The sequence below is a fragment of the Roseovarius sp. CAU 1744 genome, assembly GCF_039839345.1.
In the GTDB taxonomy this organism is placed as follows: domain Bacteria; phylum Pseudomonadota; class Alphaproteobacteria; order Rhodobacterales; family Rhodobacteraceae; genus Roseovarius.
In genome coordinates this window covers 1-14,064 of record NZ_JBDOQV010000009.1, presented here as the reverse complement: position 1 = coordinate 14,064, position 14,064 = coordinate 1, and the positions used below count along the sequence as shown (strand labels likewise).

The following is a 14,064-nucleotide window of genomic DNA, read 5'->3' as shown; positions in this document are numbered from 1 at the left end:
CGCGCAAACAACCGTGATTTCAGCGCCGGAAGGCGGTTGACCGGGGCTTGCCGGGTTAATGCCCGCCCGCCTTTCGTTGACGCAGAAAACCAGTGCAATCCTGGCGGTGCGGAATACCTTCCTGCGCCGATCATTGAAACTAATGCATCTCGCCATTTTTCAACCGTCCTGTCGCGTCGGTCGGTTGCCGCTGTCGTAGCGCGGGACAGAGCCAGCTTTGGCGGCAACCACGAAGTGCCAGGAAAGATTCCGCAGGCAACGCGCGGCACGCGGCGGGCCCGCGCGCTGACCATGCGCAATGCGAAAAAGAACTACCGTGCGCCCCAAGTATCGGACAATTTGTATCCTTCCGGCCACGGATCGGAGGGGTCAAGCATGTGCTGGTGGATCCCGGTAATCCAGCCACGTCCGGAGATTTCCGGAATGATGGCGGGGCGCGCACCCACTTTCGCCTCGCCAAGGACGATCCCTGTGAAGGTCGAGCCGATCAGCGAACGTGCCATCAACCGGTCGCCCACTTTCATCCTGCCGCGCTTGTGCAGCACCGCCATACGCGCCGACAGAGCGGTGCCAGTAGGTGACCGGTCGACCTTGCCGGGCTGGATCGCCACCGCGGCGCCGGTCTCGAACCCGTCCGCACCCTCGTTCAGCGGTCCGGCAAACAGACAGAAGGAGATATGGCGCCAGTCCGGGTTCTCGGGATGGACGAATCCCAGCTGATCGTTGGCGGCGTTGGTGATCCGAACGCCGAGTTTTGCGATGTCATGTGCCTCGGATTCATTCAGCGAGAACCCAAGAGCGGCTGCATCGACGATCACGAAGCTGTCGCCGCCATAAGCCGTGTCGACGGTCAGCTTCCCGAGGCCCTCGACTTCGAGCGTCTGATCCAGTTCGGCGGCGAAAGACGGCACGTTCTGCACGAAGATACGTTCAGCCTTGCCGTTCCTGCATTCGGCGCGCACGCGCACCAGGCCACCGGGCGCTTCCAGCACCAGATGGGTCTCCGGCTCTTGCATGGGCACCAGTCCGGCATCGAGCAGCACGGTTGAAACGCAGATTGAATTCGACCCCGACATGGGCGGCGTATCCTCGGGCTCCATGATGATCCAGGCGGCCTGCGCCTCGGGGTGCTTCGGCGGCACCAGCAGATTCACATGCCGAAAGACCCCGCCACGCGGTTCGTTCAGAACGAAATTGCGGAGGGTCTGGTCGTTGGCGATCCAGCGACTTTGCTCCCAGATGGTATCGCCCGGCGGCGGCAGGACCCCACCGACGATCACATCGCCCACCTCTCCTTCGGCATGGGCCGAGATGACGTGGATGGTTTTCGACGACCGCATGTCAGATGTCCTTCATCAGCCGCAGCGCGTCATAGATGGCCGCGTGGGTGTTCCGTGCACTTACAGCGTCGCCGATGCGGAAGAGTTGGAAACGTCCCGAGGGGTTGCGCGACACTTTCTGGGCGCGGCCTTCGATCAGTGCGTCATAGTCGACCACGCCCCCGTTCGAAGAGAATGGCCTCAACTCGAAATAGAGGTCTGCCAATGGCAACGTACCGTAATTCACGACCACCTGGTCATAGAACTTCTCACTGGTGAAATCGCTGTAATCCGTACCAATGGTTGCCTTCAGCCGGTTGCCGTCCTTGTCTACGTCTTTGAGGCGTCGGGTAACCGTGAAGGCCACGTTCTTGTCCTGAAGCGCCCGCATGTAGGGCACGAGGTTCATCGCCATGATATCGGGCGCAAAGGTGCGATCCGGGGTCATGACCTCGACTTTCGCACCGGTATTGGCTGCGATTTCGGCGGCCATCAGACCGGGGTGGTCGCCGCTTTCATCGTAGACCAATACGTCCTGGCCGGGCTTCGCATCGCCCGAGATCAAGTCCCACGCGCTGACAACAAGCTGCTGTTCGTGGCCGCTCTCGAACAGTTCGGTATTGGGAAAGCCGCCGGTGGCAACGATCACGACATCGGGGTTCAGCGCAGTCACATCCTCTGCCTCGGCCCATGTATTGAAGCGGAATTCCACATCACGGGCCGCACATTGCGCCATGCGCCAGTCGATGATCGAGATCATCTCGCGCCGCCGTGGGTTCTGCGCGGTCAGGCGGACCTGCCCGCCCGGATCCGGCTGGACCTCGAAGACGGTCACATCATGACCGCGCTCGGCGGCGACTCGTGCGGCTTCCAACCCGGCGGGGCCGGCGCCGACGATCACCACTTTCTTCCGCTCGGTCGCAGGCGGGATTTCGTGCGGCATGGTCAATTCACGGCCCGTTGCCGGGTTGTGAATGCAGAGGGCCTCGCCAGCCTGATAAATGCGATCGAGGCAATAGGTCGCCCCGACGCAGGGGCGGATATCGTCCTCGCGCCCCTCGACGATTTTCTTGACGATATGCGGATCGGCCATATGGGCGCGGGTCATGCCGACCATGTCAAGCTGTCTCGACGACAAGGCGAAGCGTGCCGTCGCCACGTCGGGAATCCGCGAGGCATGGAAAACCGGCATACCCGTCGCCGCGCGGACAGCGCCGGCCAGCCCCAGATGCGGGGCGGTGGCCATGCCCTGTATCGGAATCATGTCTGTCATTGCGGGATCGGTATGGATCCGTCCGCCGTTGATGTTGAAAACATCAGCAAGCCCGGCCGACTGGATGTACCTTGCCAATTCAATGCCTTCGTCGATCGTTATCCCGCCGGGGGTTTTTTCGTCGGCGCCCATGCGCAGGCTGAGGATGAAGTCTTCGCCCACCCTGTCGCGCACTGCACGCAGCACATCGAGGGTGAATTGCGCACGCGTTGCGATGTCCGATCCACCGTGCGGACCGTCCAGATCGTTGGTCAGAGGTGACATGAACTGGTCTAGCAGATGACCGTGGGACGCGATTTCGACCCCATCCATCCCTCCGGCCTTCATCCGCTCGGCCGCATCGGCGAAATCGCCGATGATACGGTCTATGTCCCAATCCTCGACCAGCTTCGGAAACATCCGGTGCGCTGGTTCGCGGTGTTTCGAGGAGGAGACGGAAGGCAACCAATCGCCCGTGGACCAGGTGGTGCGCCGGCCCAGATGGGTCAGCTGGATCATGACCGCGCAGCCATGCGCGTGGCAGGCGTCGGTCAGTTGCCGAATCCAGGGCACGACCTCGTCCTTGTAGGCAAGGATGTTGTTGAAAACGGGCGGGCTGTCCTTTGACACCGCCGCCGACCCTGCCGTCATCGCCAGCGCCACACCGGCCTTTGCCCGTTCGGCGTGGTAAGCCGCGTAGCGTTCCTTCGGCATCCCGCCCTCGGGGTAGGCCGGTTCATGGCTTGTGGTCATGATCCGGTTCCTGAGCGTCAGGTGTTTGAGCTGGTAAGGCTGGAGAAGGGGATCTTTGGACATGGGCAAGACTCACTGGCGTTTTCAGACTGTATCGCCAAAATGTTCACTTATGTCAATTATTAGTTCATCAGTGTATATTTTTATTGCTCACGATCTCCAAGGGGCGTAGTGTCGGCGTCATGACTTCGAAACCCGATACCCTGGCACCAGCCGGCAAAACCTCCGGTTGGCGTGGTTCGCGCGATGTCTGGCTGGACGCCGCCAAACAGGCGATCATCGACTCAGGTGTCGATGCGGTCAAAATCCAACCACTGGCCAATCGGCTGAACATAGCCCGCACCAGTTTCTACTGGTTCTTCAAGGACCGAGGCGCGCTATTGGAGGCGCTTCTGGACGAGTGGGAATCAAAGAATACCGGCGCCTTTGTCGAGGCTTGCGGAGCTTATGCGGAAACCATATCCGAAGCCGTCTTGAACCTGATTGTCGTCTTCCATGATGAAACATTGTTCGAATCGCAGCTGGATTTTGCAGTCCGCGGGTGGGCGCATCAGTCCGACATGGTCGCCGCCCGGGTCCACAACGCAGACGAGGCAAGGCTGTCCGCGATCCGGGCGATGTTCGAGCGATTTGACTTTGACAAGAGCGAGGCCGACGTGCGCTCGCGGACGGTTTACCTTACCCAGATCGGCTATATCTCGATGCAACTCAACGAAAGCGACGCCGTTCGGTTGGAACGCGCGCCGGGATACGTAAAGACGTTCTGTGGCCAATCGCCTTCGCAAAGCGAACTGGCACGGTTCTACGCGCGTCTGAAATACAACCCGGCCTCCCAACCCCGATAACCTGCAGGCGGATCCGATCTGGCCGTTCGACAGATTACCCGTGACGCCAGAATGGATCACCTGCCCCGGCCGGGGGCGGTCAAAGCCCGCACCGCTCCGGTGCCGTGTTGCTGCGGATGGTTTTCTCTTAGCCGCCCCATGTGTCCGAGAGGGTGAAACCTGTCGGAAAAGGGTCGGACGGATCCAAGCCAATCTGGGTGATGGCATATATCCAGCATTGGCCCGAAACACGGTTCTTGGTGGCCCGATAGGAACCCACCTCTGCTTCCTCAAGAAATTCGGTCCTAAACTCCCCTCCGATAATCGAGCGCGAAACCAGCACGTCACCAGGTTTTGCACGACCTTCGGCATGTCGCACCGCCATGTTGGCGTTCGACCCGGTGCCGCATGGGGACCGATCCGCGCGCCCCGGTCTGAGCGTCGTGCAGGTTCTGATCGCCCCGTCCGGTTCGTTTGAACGGAACATGACATATGCCAGCCCGTTCAGGGCGGGCGTTGTCGGATGCGGCGCCATTTCAACATCTGCAATCAGGTTTCGAAGCGCGACGCCACTTGTCGCCAGTTCGCGGGCATTTTCGGGCGAAATGGTCAGACCGATCTGATCGACATCCACCAAAGCGTAAAAGACACCACCGAAACAAAGGTCATATCGGACGGTGCCCCACTGGTCAGTCTTGATTTCAGCATCTTTCCTGGCCACGAACGATGCCGGCATATCAAGTGCAACACTTGTGACCTTGCCGTTTTCGCAGGCGGCGACGGCACGCACCAGCCCCGCTGCGGTATCAAGCACCACCACGGTTTCCGGTTCAGCCATCGGTTTCATGCCCGTTTCCAGGATCGCTGTCACGGCACACATGGCATTTGAGCCGGACATTGCATGCGCTTGATCCGGCTGCAGAATGATCAGCCCTATATCGGCCACCGGATCGCAGGCCGGCACCAACAGGCAGAACGACCCGGCGGGGCCGGATCGCGGTTCTGAGCAGAGGAAGCGGCGCAGGCTGTCATCGACCTTGTTCAGATGGTCAAGCTTTTCGGCCATGGTCGCACCTGGTACGTTGAGCACACCCCCGGTGATCACGCGGCCAATTTCACCGGCGCAGTGCACATCCACAGTCTGGATGGTGCGTGTCCAATGCAAGGTCTGCCCTTTCTGCGGTCAGCTTTGGTTGTTCGTCCGAAAGATCGTCATTCAGCCGATCACATGTGACGGGTTACGCCGCCATCGACACGCAGCGACTGCCCGGTGATATAGCTGCTGTCGTCTGTCAGCAGGAAGGCCGCGGCCTTGGCCTGTTCTTCCGCCCTTGCAAGCCGCCCGAGCGCCGACATGTCCGCGAATTTCTGAGGCAGGTCGAGACTGTCGGTGAAACCTGGCAGCAGGCAATTCATCCGAATATTCGCAGGCCCGTACCGGTCAGAAAAGAGCTTGGTGAAACTGGACACGCCGACGCGGTAGACCGAAGAGGTCGGGAATGTGAGCGAAGGCTCGAAGGCCGAAAAGGTGGTGATGTTTACGATGGAGCCGCCACCCTGTTTTTCCATCACCGGTGTCAACAGCTTGGCCATGCGGATCACCGGCTTCAGCACCATCGCGTTGGCCTTGTCCCAATCGTCCTCCGAAATCTCCAACAACTCGCCCTTGGGCGGGCCGCCCACATGGATCAGGCAGGCGTCGACGCGGCCATAGGTTTCCATCGTCAGATCGAAGATGGCATGTGTGTCTTCCGCGTTTTCCGCCTTGCCGCGGCGCGCGACACCGCCAAGTTCCGAAGCGAGCGTTTCGCAGGATTCCGACGGCGACATAAGCGCCATGTTGTAGCCGCGGGCACGCATTTCACGCGCGGTAGCGGCCCCCATGCCACGTCCGCCGCCGATGATCAGGCATGTCTTGTCGGTCATTGTGCTCTCCTTAGAATCTGTTCACGCGATATGGGTGCAGATCGATTTCGGGCGTGTCACCTGCAATGAGCTGCCCCATGAGTCTTGCGGTTGTCGCAGCGTAGGTCAGGCCAAGATGCCCGTGGCCGGTGGCGTAGTAAACGCCTTTGGTTCTGACCGAGGCGGACATCACCGGCACAGTATCGGGAAAAGCCGGACGGTGGCCCATCCATTCGGTTGCCCCTTCGATTTGCAGATTTGGCAGGGCCTGGCAAGCCCGCTTGAGGGTGAACTTGGCGCGCCGCCAGTCCGGCGCAGCATCAAGCCCCGCCATTTCCACCGTCCCGCCAACACGGATGCCGCCGCCGGTGGATGAGACCATGAATGCCTTTGCCGGCCAGATGACCGAATGTTTCAGCACCATGCCCGGCGCCTTGATCTGCGTGTGATAGCCGCGTTCGGATTCCAGCGGCATTGGTTCCCCCAGAAGGCGGGACAGGCGGGCAGTATGGGCACCAGCAGCGAGAACCACGTTGTCGGTTTTGAGAACCTGCCCGTCGTCAAGCCGGACACCGGTGATCCGGTCAGCCCGCTCAAAACCGGTCACCTTGCGCTGAAGGATCGTCCCGCCGCGTGACACAAAGGCCTCGGCCAGGCGCGTCACCAGCGCAAACGGGTCACGCAGTGTACGGTTATCCGGCAGCAGCACCGCTTTCTGTATCACCGGGGAAAGCTCGGGTTCCAGATCGCGCACTGCGTTCTGGCCCAGAATTTCGTAGTCGAACCCGTGCCGGTCCAGCATGTCGAGCCGTTCCCGGTCGGCCCTGAATTCGCCTTCGCTGGCATATAGCGACAGACAGCCCGTGCTGCTGATATCGCTTTCAATTCCGATTTCAGCCATCAGGGAGGTCGTGTCCGCCAGCGCCCGCCTGCACAAAGCTGCCCCTTGCGCTTCCAACTCTGGCAGTTTCGAAGGGAGGCCCGACCGGAAGAACCGCAGGAACCACGGGACCAGCCGCGGCGCATAGCCGGGCGCCACGCGGATCGGGCCTTCTGGCTGCAGAAGCCACCCCGGCGCCTGCAACCAGACAGACGGTCGCGAGACCGGCATGAACTCGGTCACAGCGATTGAGCCCATGTTGCCGTAAGAGGCGCCCCACCCCGGCCTTTCCGGATCGACCAGCGTGACGGCATAACCGCGCTTTTGCAATTCATACGCCAAAGCCGTGCCGATGATACCGGCACCGATGACAATTATGCGTGACTGATTGGTCGCGTGCGCCACGTACCACCTCATTAGGATGTGCTTGCGGGCGGATAGGCCCAGCGGGAGGTAAGCGGCCCTCAGTTTTCGAGGATCGGCTCCATCGCGGATTTGAGCGCGGCCTTCTCGTCATCGGTAAGCGGTCCGAGCGGCGCCCGGCATTCGCCTACGGGCATGCCCTGCAACTGGGCGCCATACTTGATCTTCTGAACGAACTTACCGGACTCCAGGATATTCATCGCTCGGTAGAGCTTCTTCATCAGCTCCTTCGCGGCAGCCAGATCGCCCGCCTTGTAGAGCCGGTCGAGCTCGCAGCAGGCCTTCGCCATGCAGTTCGACGGCCCGCAGATCCAGCTTTCCGCGCCCCAGAGCATGAAATCGAGCGCGATGTCATCCGACCCGGAAATCAACTGGATCTTGCCTTCGTAACGCGAGGCGATGTCTATGGCGCGTTGCAGAACGCCAGAACTTTCCTTGATGCCGATGACCCGCGGGTTATCGGCGAAATGGTCCATCAACTCGAACGAGATGTCGGACCCGTCCTTGGCGGGGTAGCTGTAAAGCACCAGGTTCACGTCGACCTCGGCCAATACGGTTTCGTAGTGCCTGATCAACTCATCCTGGGTCGGACGCGTGTAGAAGGGCGGAGCCAGCAGCACGTTGTCATAGCCGATCTCTTTTGCCATCGCCGTCTGTTCGATCACCTCGCGCGTGGCGGGTGCGTTGGTGCCCGCGATAAGCACTTCGTCATCATTGGCGAAATCCTTGACGAATTGCAGCACCTGCCGGCGCTCTTCGGTCGACTGGCTGAAATATTCGCCGGTCGATCCGTTGGGCACCCAACCGGTTATGCCCGCGTCTCGGAAATGAGCCAGCAGATTGCCGAACGCATCAAAGTCAATCTTGTTGTCCGCATCGAACGGGGTGACCAGCGCGGGCATCACGCCGGAGAGTCTGACGTTGTAGCTCATGTCTTGTGTCCTTCATTACCAGGTGTTGGATCTTGCGACCTGTACGGGTGGCAAGGGCAAGCCATTGACGGCTGGACGAAAGCGGACGCAGCAGACCGTGCCGCTATCCGGGCCTCACCCCCGCCAAAGAAGGTCCGGCAAATCGAGTTGCCCCGACTGCCAGACCTGAACAGGCCCCGCACAGGGAGAGCGGGCCTGAACCAGAACGCGTGACGCGTTAGCTGTTAAACCACCAGCGGCTGGAGGCCCGACCACCATCCAGCGGCCAACTTGCTGCAAACTGGTCGCCATGGCCGACATTCGCGCGCGTCGCATAAACCCAGTTCGGGAAGAACGGTATGACCGTGCCGCCATCATCACGGGCAATCTGGCCCATCTCTCGATAGATTTCCGATCGCCGCGCATCGTCAGTCTCTGCCTTGCCTTCACGCAGCAGGACGTTGAAACGCTCATTTTGCCAGCGGCTTTCGTTCCAGGTGGCGTCATCCTTGTAGGTCAACGAATACATCACGTCGGGCGTAGGCCGTGCACCCCAGGAAACAGCGCACCATGGTTTCTTCAACCAGACGTCAGAGTAATACCCATCATTGGGCTCACGAACGACGTTGATCTTGATACCGGCGGCTTTCGCATGTTCTGCATAAAGAACGCACATATCGACCGCGCCGGAAGTCACTGAATCGGCAACGCTCAGATTGACCTCCAGATTCTCCATGCCCGCTTTTTTCAGAAGCGACTTGGCTTGATCCGGATCGTATTGGCGCTGTTCGAGGTCCGGCCAGTAGGGCATCGCCGGCGAATGGTGGTAGTCGTTGCCGATCGTGGCGGCGCCGAACATGATCTTTTCAAGCAACTCCTCCCGGTTCAGCGCCAGTTTCAGCGCCATGCGCACATCGACATTGTCAAACGGCGCCGTGTCGCAATGCATCGGCAGGGTGATCGCGGAGGCGGATGGAACGTTCTTGATGCTGACATCCTGATTGCGCTCCATCAGGGCCATCGTCTTGTTCTCGATAAGCGAGACCGCATCGACATCGCCCGTGATCAGAGCGGACTGACGGGCGTTCGGGTCATTCAGAACCACCAGCTCGATCTCGTCGAAATACGCGCCTTCACCATGCCAATCGTCGTGGCGCACAAGCCGGTAATTTACGCCCATCTCATGCTCTTCCAGCCGGTAAGGACCACAGCCGTCGACGGATTGCCAATTGGCTGTGCCATCCTCGTTCCCAGGGACGATGGCCAGATGATAGTCAGTCATCAGCCAGGGCAGGTCGGCATTGGCCGACGCAAGCTTGAAGGTGATCGAATGGTCGCCATTGTCGACGATATCCACGACATCGGACAGCAGCGATTTCGCCACCGAAGTGCTGGCCTCACCGCGGTGATGGTTCATCGAGGCAATGACATCGCTTGCCTTGAGTTTTCCCGCCTTGTGGAACGTGGCCTTGTCATTCAGTTTAAAGGTCCATTCGGTTGCGCCGTTTGCCGGGCTCCATTCCGTGGCGACATCGCCGCCGAGCGAACCGTCGGGATTGATCATCGTCAGGTAGGACCTGAACGAATGTATCAGTTGAATCGTTGTGAACGAGTAGTACTGACCGGGGTCGTGGGTTTCCGACGTGTTCCCGTCATGACACCCGATCCGGAATTTACCGCCGCGCTTCGGTTCCGCCTTCGCAGCGGTCCCCCACAATCCGGTTGCCGTTGATGCGGTCAACCCCGCCGCGATCGAATAGTTCATGAAGGACCGCCGCGAGATTTTTCCCTCGCGCGCCGCATCTGCCAGCCTGTCAATCAGCAATTGATCTTTTTTCATAGCCAAGAAGTCTCCCTTGATTTGCGATTTTCTTATGTCGACAATGTGTCGACAAGTCAATAGATTTGGTAACTGGGGCCAAGAAGGATAAAAGACGGTCCTAATCACGCCAAAGGAACGAAAATGGATGGAATTCAAACTTCTGCGAAGAAACAGACCAAGGGCGGGGGTGCCAAACGGGTCTATGACGAGCTGAAGCGAGAAATCCTGACACTGGAGATCGAGCCCGGCGCGCCGCTTGATGAAACCACGCTGTCTAAGCGATTCGGCATGTCGCGCTCGCCGGTCCGAGAGGCCTTGGTGCGCCTCTCGGCCGACGGGCTTGTCGTGATGTTATCCAACCGTTCGACGCTGGTGGCGCCGATAGACCTCATCGGGTTTCCGCAATATGTCGAAGCGCTGGATTTTCTGCAGCGGATCAACACGCGCCTTGCCGCGCGCAACCGGCAAGAGGGCGAAATTGATCGTATGACCAAGCTTGCCGCCGCTTTCGACGATGCCTGCCGCCGCAATGACTATCTGGACATGTCCTCAACCAATCGCGACTTTCACATGGCGGTCGCGGATGCGGGACGCAACCCATACCTGGCACGGAGCTATGGCCAACTCTTGGATGAAGGCCGCCGGATTCTGCACATGCATTTCGATTTCATTCAGGCATCGAGCACCGATCATCTGCTGAATTCGGATCACTACGATATGATCGAGGCCATTCGTGAACAGGACGTCACGAAAGCCGACCGGCTAGCACACCGACACACACGGCAATTCCACGACCGTTTCGTCAACTTCCTGCGCGCCAATTATGACGACGATTTCGAATTTGAACCCAAAGCCTGACGGGCGCCAGACATCCGGTTCAGTGCCATTTCTTACGAAACTGGGGCACGGCAGGGGGCCATTGATTTCAATCCGCTTTGCCGTGGCGGCTGAAACCCCGAAACGCGCCTGGGATCCCGGCTAACTGGGCGTGTTGTTGCCGCGGCACACATGGACTTTTCCGCCTAGAATCGTGCGTTTGGCCAAGAATCTGGCCACCGCAAACAACCCTGCGACTTTGTGTAAGATATCTCATCGTCTTCTGACGAGGCAGCTTCGTCAGGGAGGCTCATGCGTTTCTGCTGGAGGAGTTTTGGCAGTGGAACCAGTCTCCAGCTAGACGGTCTCTGCGGAATTGCTCCGGAAACAGGGAATTAACAGGGAAATCGGCGGTTTTTTGTGTTTTTCGCGTGAACTGCGAAATTCCGTCCTGATTAAATACTTCTTTTCCGTGGGTTATGCGCCATTTCCCTGTTCTTGAGATAACAGGGAATTTATTCCGGCCGAACAGGGAAGATATTTGCGGCAACAGGGATTTTGCCGCGCGATAACAGGGAACCGGCGTTCCGCAAGAATTTCCTAAGTTTAGCTTTTCCGATTTATTCGTTCATGTTATGTTCTCGATCGAGGCATCGGCTGATCCCGACGCATCGCAGATGAGACAGATAAATAGAAGATGAGGCCACCCCGGACGAACACGTCGCCTCCGACAGGACGCGTCACTCGGAAAGGAGCCTGAGCCCGCCGCTTCTACGCGGCTTCGCTGATCGCGAGAGTTATCGCGACCGCGTCACCGCAACGTCATAGCGGGCTTTTCCCAAAACTAACGGCCAGGCCGGTAACGGCTGGTGCCATCAACGTAGTGCGCGCGAGCGCCATAAGGAGCCAAAAGATGGCAGCCATAGAGCAGATACATATTAACGAACTCACTCCCTGGGCCCGCAATGCGCGGACTCATTCGAAGAAGCAGGTTCGACAGATTGCCGGGAGCATCGAGACCTTCGGGTTCACCAATCCGGTGCTCATTGACGAGCGTCGCACGATCCTGGCCGGGCACGGCCGGGTGGCGGCGGCCAGGGAGCTCGGCATGAGCGAGGTGCCGTGCCTCAGGCTCGATCACATGAGCGCGGAAGAAAAACGTGCCTACGTGCTCGCGGACAACAAGCTGGCGCTCAATGCCGGCTGGGACGAGGATCTGTTGGCGGTTGAGCTGGGCGCGCTGATGTCGGCGGATCTGGACTTCGATGTTTCGGTCACGGGGTTTTCCATTCCGGAGATCGAGGGTGTGCTGGAAGCGGTGGCGCCGGAGGAACCAGGCAACCCGGACGACGACGTGATGCCAGCGGATGCAGCGGCGCGGGTCGCGCCCGGAGACATCTGGCAGCTCGGGCGGCACCGCCTCATTTGCGGCGATGCGTTGGATGCGGATATCGTGGGCGTGTTGATGGACGGTGCCGAGGCGCGGATGGTGTTCAGCGACCCGCCGTACAACGTGCCGATCGACGGGCATGTGGGGAATTCGGGGAAAATCTAGCACCGGGAGTTTGCCAAGGCGTCCGGCGAAATGAACGCGGGCGAATTCACCAGCTTCCTCGAACGTGCCTTCCGCAATCTCGCCGGTCACAGCGTCGATGGTTCCATTCACTTCCTCTGCATGGACTGGCGGCACATGCCCGAGATGCTGGCGGCGGGTCATGCCGTCTATGACGAGTTGAAGAACCTCATTGTCTGGGCCAAGGACAATGGCGGCATGGGCACGTTCTATCGGTCACGTCACGAACTGATCTTTGCCTTCAAGAAGGGCACCGCCCCGCATATCAACACGTTCGAGCTGGGCCAGCACGGGCGCTACCGCACCAATGCCTGGGAATACCGCGGCGTGAACAGCCGCCATGCCGGGCGGATGGCGGAACTGGCGCTGCATCCGACGGTCAAGCCGGTACAGATGATTGCCGATGCGATCCGGGATGTCTCGGGCCGGGGTGAGATCGTGCTGGACCTCTTTGGCGGGTCCGGCTCGACGCTAATCGCGGCCGAGAGGGCCGGCCGGCGCGGCTATCTCTGCAAGCTCGACCCGGTCTATCTCGACCGGATCCTCGGCAATGGGAGGCCTACGCCAAAGACGAGGCCGAGCAACTGTTCTGCGGTTGGACGGCGCCACCCTCTCAAACTTTGAAGGCTGCCGAAGGACAAAGGGCAAGAATGACCTCCCCATGACAAGGCCTGATGCACACTACGAGGTTGGCTTTGGCAAGCCACCGACGGCCACGCGGTTCAAGCCCGGAAAGTCAGGCAATCCGCGCGGTCGGCCCTAGGGCGCGAAGAACAAGCTGCCACGGCTCAACGAAGAACGCCTGAAGGCGATCTTCGTGGGTGAGGCCTATCGCGACATTACTGTGCGCGACGGGGCTCGGGCCGTGACCATTCCGATGGCGCAGGCGATCGTGCGGTCACTGGCGGTCAATGCGGCGAAGGGCGAACACCGGGCGCAACGGCTCTTCGCCGAGATGCTCGCCACCACAGAGCGGCAGAACAAGCAGCTGGCGGACGAGTGACTCTCAACCGCGATGGATTTCAAGATCGAGCGGGACCGCGAGCTTGACCGGCGCGCACGGCTTGGCATCACGGATCTGCCCGATCCGGTACCACATCTCGATCACGTCAAGATCGACATGCACACCGGCCAGGCCTGGGTGGCAGGCCCGATGACCAAGGAAGAGGCGGCCGAGCTCGAGATGTGGCGGCAAAAACGCGCCGGCTGGCAGGAAGATCTCGAGGTCTACCAGGCGGACCTGGAGGTCGAAGAGGACGAACGCATCCGCGATATCATTCGCGGTGAAATCGCCCATGTCGAGCGCGTCCTCAGCATCATCGACCGGGCGCTCGCCGCGGTGAATTGAGGCGAGCCCCCTTGCCCCGACCGGCCAAACCGGCCGGGGTGGAGTAGCACTCGAGCAAGTGATCCCGCAGAAACCAGTCGTTCGAGAAAACCGCGGCATTTGGCTGCTTAGAGCCGATTTTGTTGAAAAACTCTTCCTTGATTGGTGCATGAACTGCTGATTCAATTCTCTCAACGAGCGGGAGAATGAGCCATGATGGGACCGAAGCAGGAAGCGCAGGCGGCGCTGTTCTATGAGT

The 14,064-nt window shown here is 59.9% G+C and carries 13 protein-coding genes; 6 read left to right on the top strand and 7 right to left on the bottom strand.

Going from position 1 to position 14,064, the window contains the following annotated elements:
• Positions 1 to 311: 311 nt before the first annotated feature.
• The gene (locus AAFO92_RS17650; protein ID WP_347537363.1) at positions 312 to 1,340 is read right to left on the bottom strand and encodes a proline racemase family protein; all 1,029 of its coding nucleotides are present in this window, start codon (positions 1,338 to 1,340) and stop codon (positions 312 to 314) included.
• 1 nt (position 1,341) lies between these two features.
• Positions 1,342 to 3,387: an NADH:flavin oxidoreductase gene (locus tag AAFO92_RS17645; RefSeq protein ID WP_347537361.1), complete on the bottom strand. Its 2,046-nt coding sequence runs from the start codon at positions 3,385 to 3,387 to the stop codon at positions 1,342 to 1,344.
• 119 nt (positions 3,388 to 3,506) lie between these two features.
• Here AAFO92_RS17645 and AAFO92_RS17640 point away from each other — a divergent pair, with 119 nt between their 5' ends.
• Positions 3,507 to 4,169, top strand: coding sequence for a TetR/AcrR family transcriptional regulator (locus AAFO92_RS17640; RefSeq protein WP_347537359.1), 663 nt, complete (start codon positions 3,507 to 3,509; stop codon positions 4,167 to 4,169).
• A gap of 127 nt (positions 4,170 to 4,296) precedes the next feature.
• Here AAFO92_RS17640 and AAFO92_RS17635 read toward each other — a convergent pair whose 3' ends face one another.
• The 5 genes from AAFO92_RS17635 to AAFO92_RS17615 form a co-directional block, all read right to left on the bottom strand.
• Positions 4,297 to 5,313 (bottom strand): proline racemase family protein, encoded by a 1,017-nt coding sequence (locus tag AAFO92_RS17635; RefSeq protein ID WP_347537357.1) that lies wholly within the window; start codon positions 5,311 to 5,313, stop codon positions 4,297 to 4,299.
• A gap of 59 nt (positions 5,314 to 5,372) precedes the next feature.
• A complete protein-coding gene (locus AAFO92_RS17630; RefSeq protein ID WP_347537355.1) occupies positions 5,373 to 6,074 on the bottom strand; it encodes an SDR family oxidoreductase in 702 nt (233 codons plus the stop codon).
• Positions 6,075 to 6,084: 10 nt separating this feature from the next.
• Complete coding sequence (locus AAFO92_RS17625) at positions 6,085 to 7,338, bottom strand: FAD-dependent oxidoreductase (RefSeq protein ID WP_347537353.1); 1,254 nt, start codon at positions 7,336 to 7,338, stop codon at positions 6,085 to 6,087.
• Between the two features lie 59 nt (positions 7,339 to 7,397).
• On the bottom strand, positions 7,398 to 8,288 hold the full coding sequence (gene dapA / locus AAFO92_RS17620) for a 4-hydroxy-tetrahydrodipicolinate synthase (RefSeq protein ID WP_347537351.1): 891 nt from the start codon (positions 8,286 to 8,288) through the stop codon (positions 7,398 to 7,400).
• 217 nt (positions 8,289 to 8,505) lie between these two features.
• On the bottom strand, positions 8,506 to 10,245 hold the full coding sequence (locus AAFO92_RS17615) for an ABC transporter substrate-binding protein (RefSeq protein WP_347537349.1): 1,740 nt from the start codon (positions 10,243 to 10,245) through the stop codon (positions 8,506 to 8,508).
• Here AAFO92_RS17615 and AAFO92_RS17610 point away from each other — a divergent pair.
• The 5 genes from AAFO92_RS17610 to AAFO92_RS17590 all read left to right on the top strand — a co-directional run bounded on the left by AAFO92_RS17610 (position 10,231) and on the right by AAFO92_RS17590 (position 13,826).
• A complete protein-coding gene (locus tag AAFO92_RS17610) occupies positions 10,231 to 10,947 on the top strand; it encodes a GntR family transcriptional regulator (RefSeq protein WP_347537347.1) in 717 nt (238 codons plus the stop codon). The two genes, AAFO92_RS17615 and AAFO92_RS17610, sit on opposite strands and share 15 nt — an antisense overlap.
• An 871-nt stretch (positions 10,948 to 11,818) precedes the next feature.
• On the top strand, positions 11,819 to 12,460 hold the full coding sequence (locus AAFO92_RS17605) for a ParB N-terminal domain-containing protein (protein ID WP_347537346.1): 642 nt from the start codon (positions 11,819 to 11,821) through the stop codon (positions 12,458 to 12,460).
• 30 nt (positions 12,461 to 12,490) lie between these two features.
• Positions 12,491 to 13,102: a site-specific DNA-methyltransferase gene (locus tag AAFO92_RS17600; protein ID WP_347537344.1), complete on the top strand. Its 612-nt coding sequence runs from the start codon at positions 12,491 to 12,493 to the stop codon at positions 13,100 to 13,102.
• 193 nt (positions 13,103 to 13,295) lie between these two features.
• Positions 13,296 to 13,481 (top strand): DUF5681 domain-containing protein, encoded by a 186-nt coding sequence (locus AAFO92_RS17595; RefSeq protein ID WP_347537342.1) that lies wholly within the window; start codon positions 13,296 to 13,298, stop codon positions 13,479 to 13,481.
• A 12-nt stretch (positions 13,482 to 13,493) separates the two neighbouring features.
• Positions 13,494 to 13,826, top strand: a complete 333-nt coding sequence (locus AAFO92_RS17590) for a hypothetical protein (RefSeq protein WP_347537340.1) — start codon at positions 13,494 to 13,496, stop codon at positions 13,824 to 13,826.
• Positions 13,827 to 14,064: the final 238 nt, after the last annotated feature.

Bases quoted from the DNA above. Each gene is read 5' to 3' on its own strand.
- AAFO92_RS17650 (WP_347537363.1), bottom strand. From the start codon at position 1,340: ATGCGGTCGTCGAAAACCATCCACGTCATCTCGGCCCATGCCGAAGGA.
- AAFO92_RS17640 (WP_347537359.1), top strand. From the start codon at position 3,507: ATGACTTCGAAACCCGATACCCTGGCACCAGCCGGCAAAACCTCCGGT.
- AAFO92_RS17590 (WP_347537340.1), top strand. From the start codon at position 13,494: ATGGATTTCAAGATCGAGCGGGACCGCGAGCTTGACCGGCGCGCACGG.
- AAFO92_RS17600 (WP_347537344.1), top strand. From the start codon at position 12,491: ATGAACGCGGGCGAATTCACCAGCTTCCTCGAACGTGCCTTCCGCAAT.
- AAFO92_RS17605 (WP_347537346.1), top strand. From the start codon at position 11,819: ATGGCAGCCATAGAGCAGATACATATTAACGAACTCACTCCCTGGGCC.
- dapA (WP_347537351.1), bottom strand. From the start codon at position 8,288: ATGAGCTACAACGTCAGACTCTCCGGCGTGATGCCCGCGCTGGTCACC.
- AAFO92_RS17630 (WP_347537355.1), bottom strand. From the start codon at position 6,074: ATGACCGACAAGACATGCCTGATCATCGGCGGCGGACGTGGCATGGGG.
- AAFO92_RS17645 (WP_347537361.1), bottom strand. From the start codon at position 3,387: ATGTCCAAAGATCCCCTTCTCCAGCCTTACCAGCTCAAACACCTGACG.
- AAFO92_RS17610 (WP_347537347.1), top strand. From the start codon at position 10,231: ATGGATGGAATTCAAACTTCTGCGAAGAAACAGACCAAGGGCGGGGGT.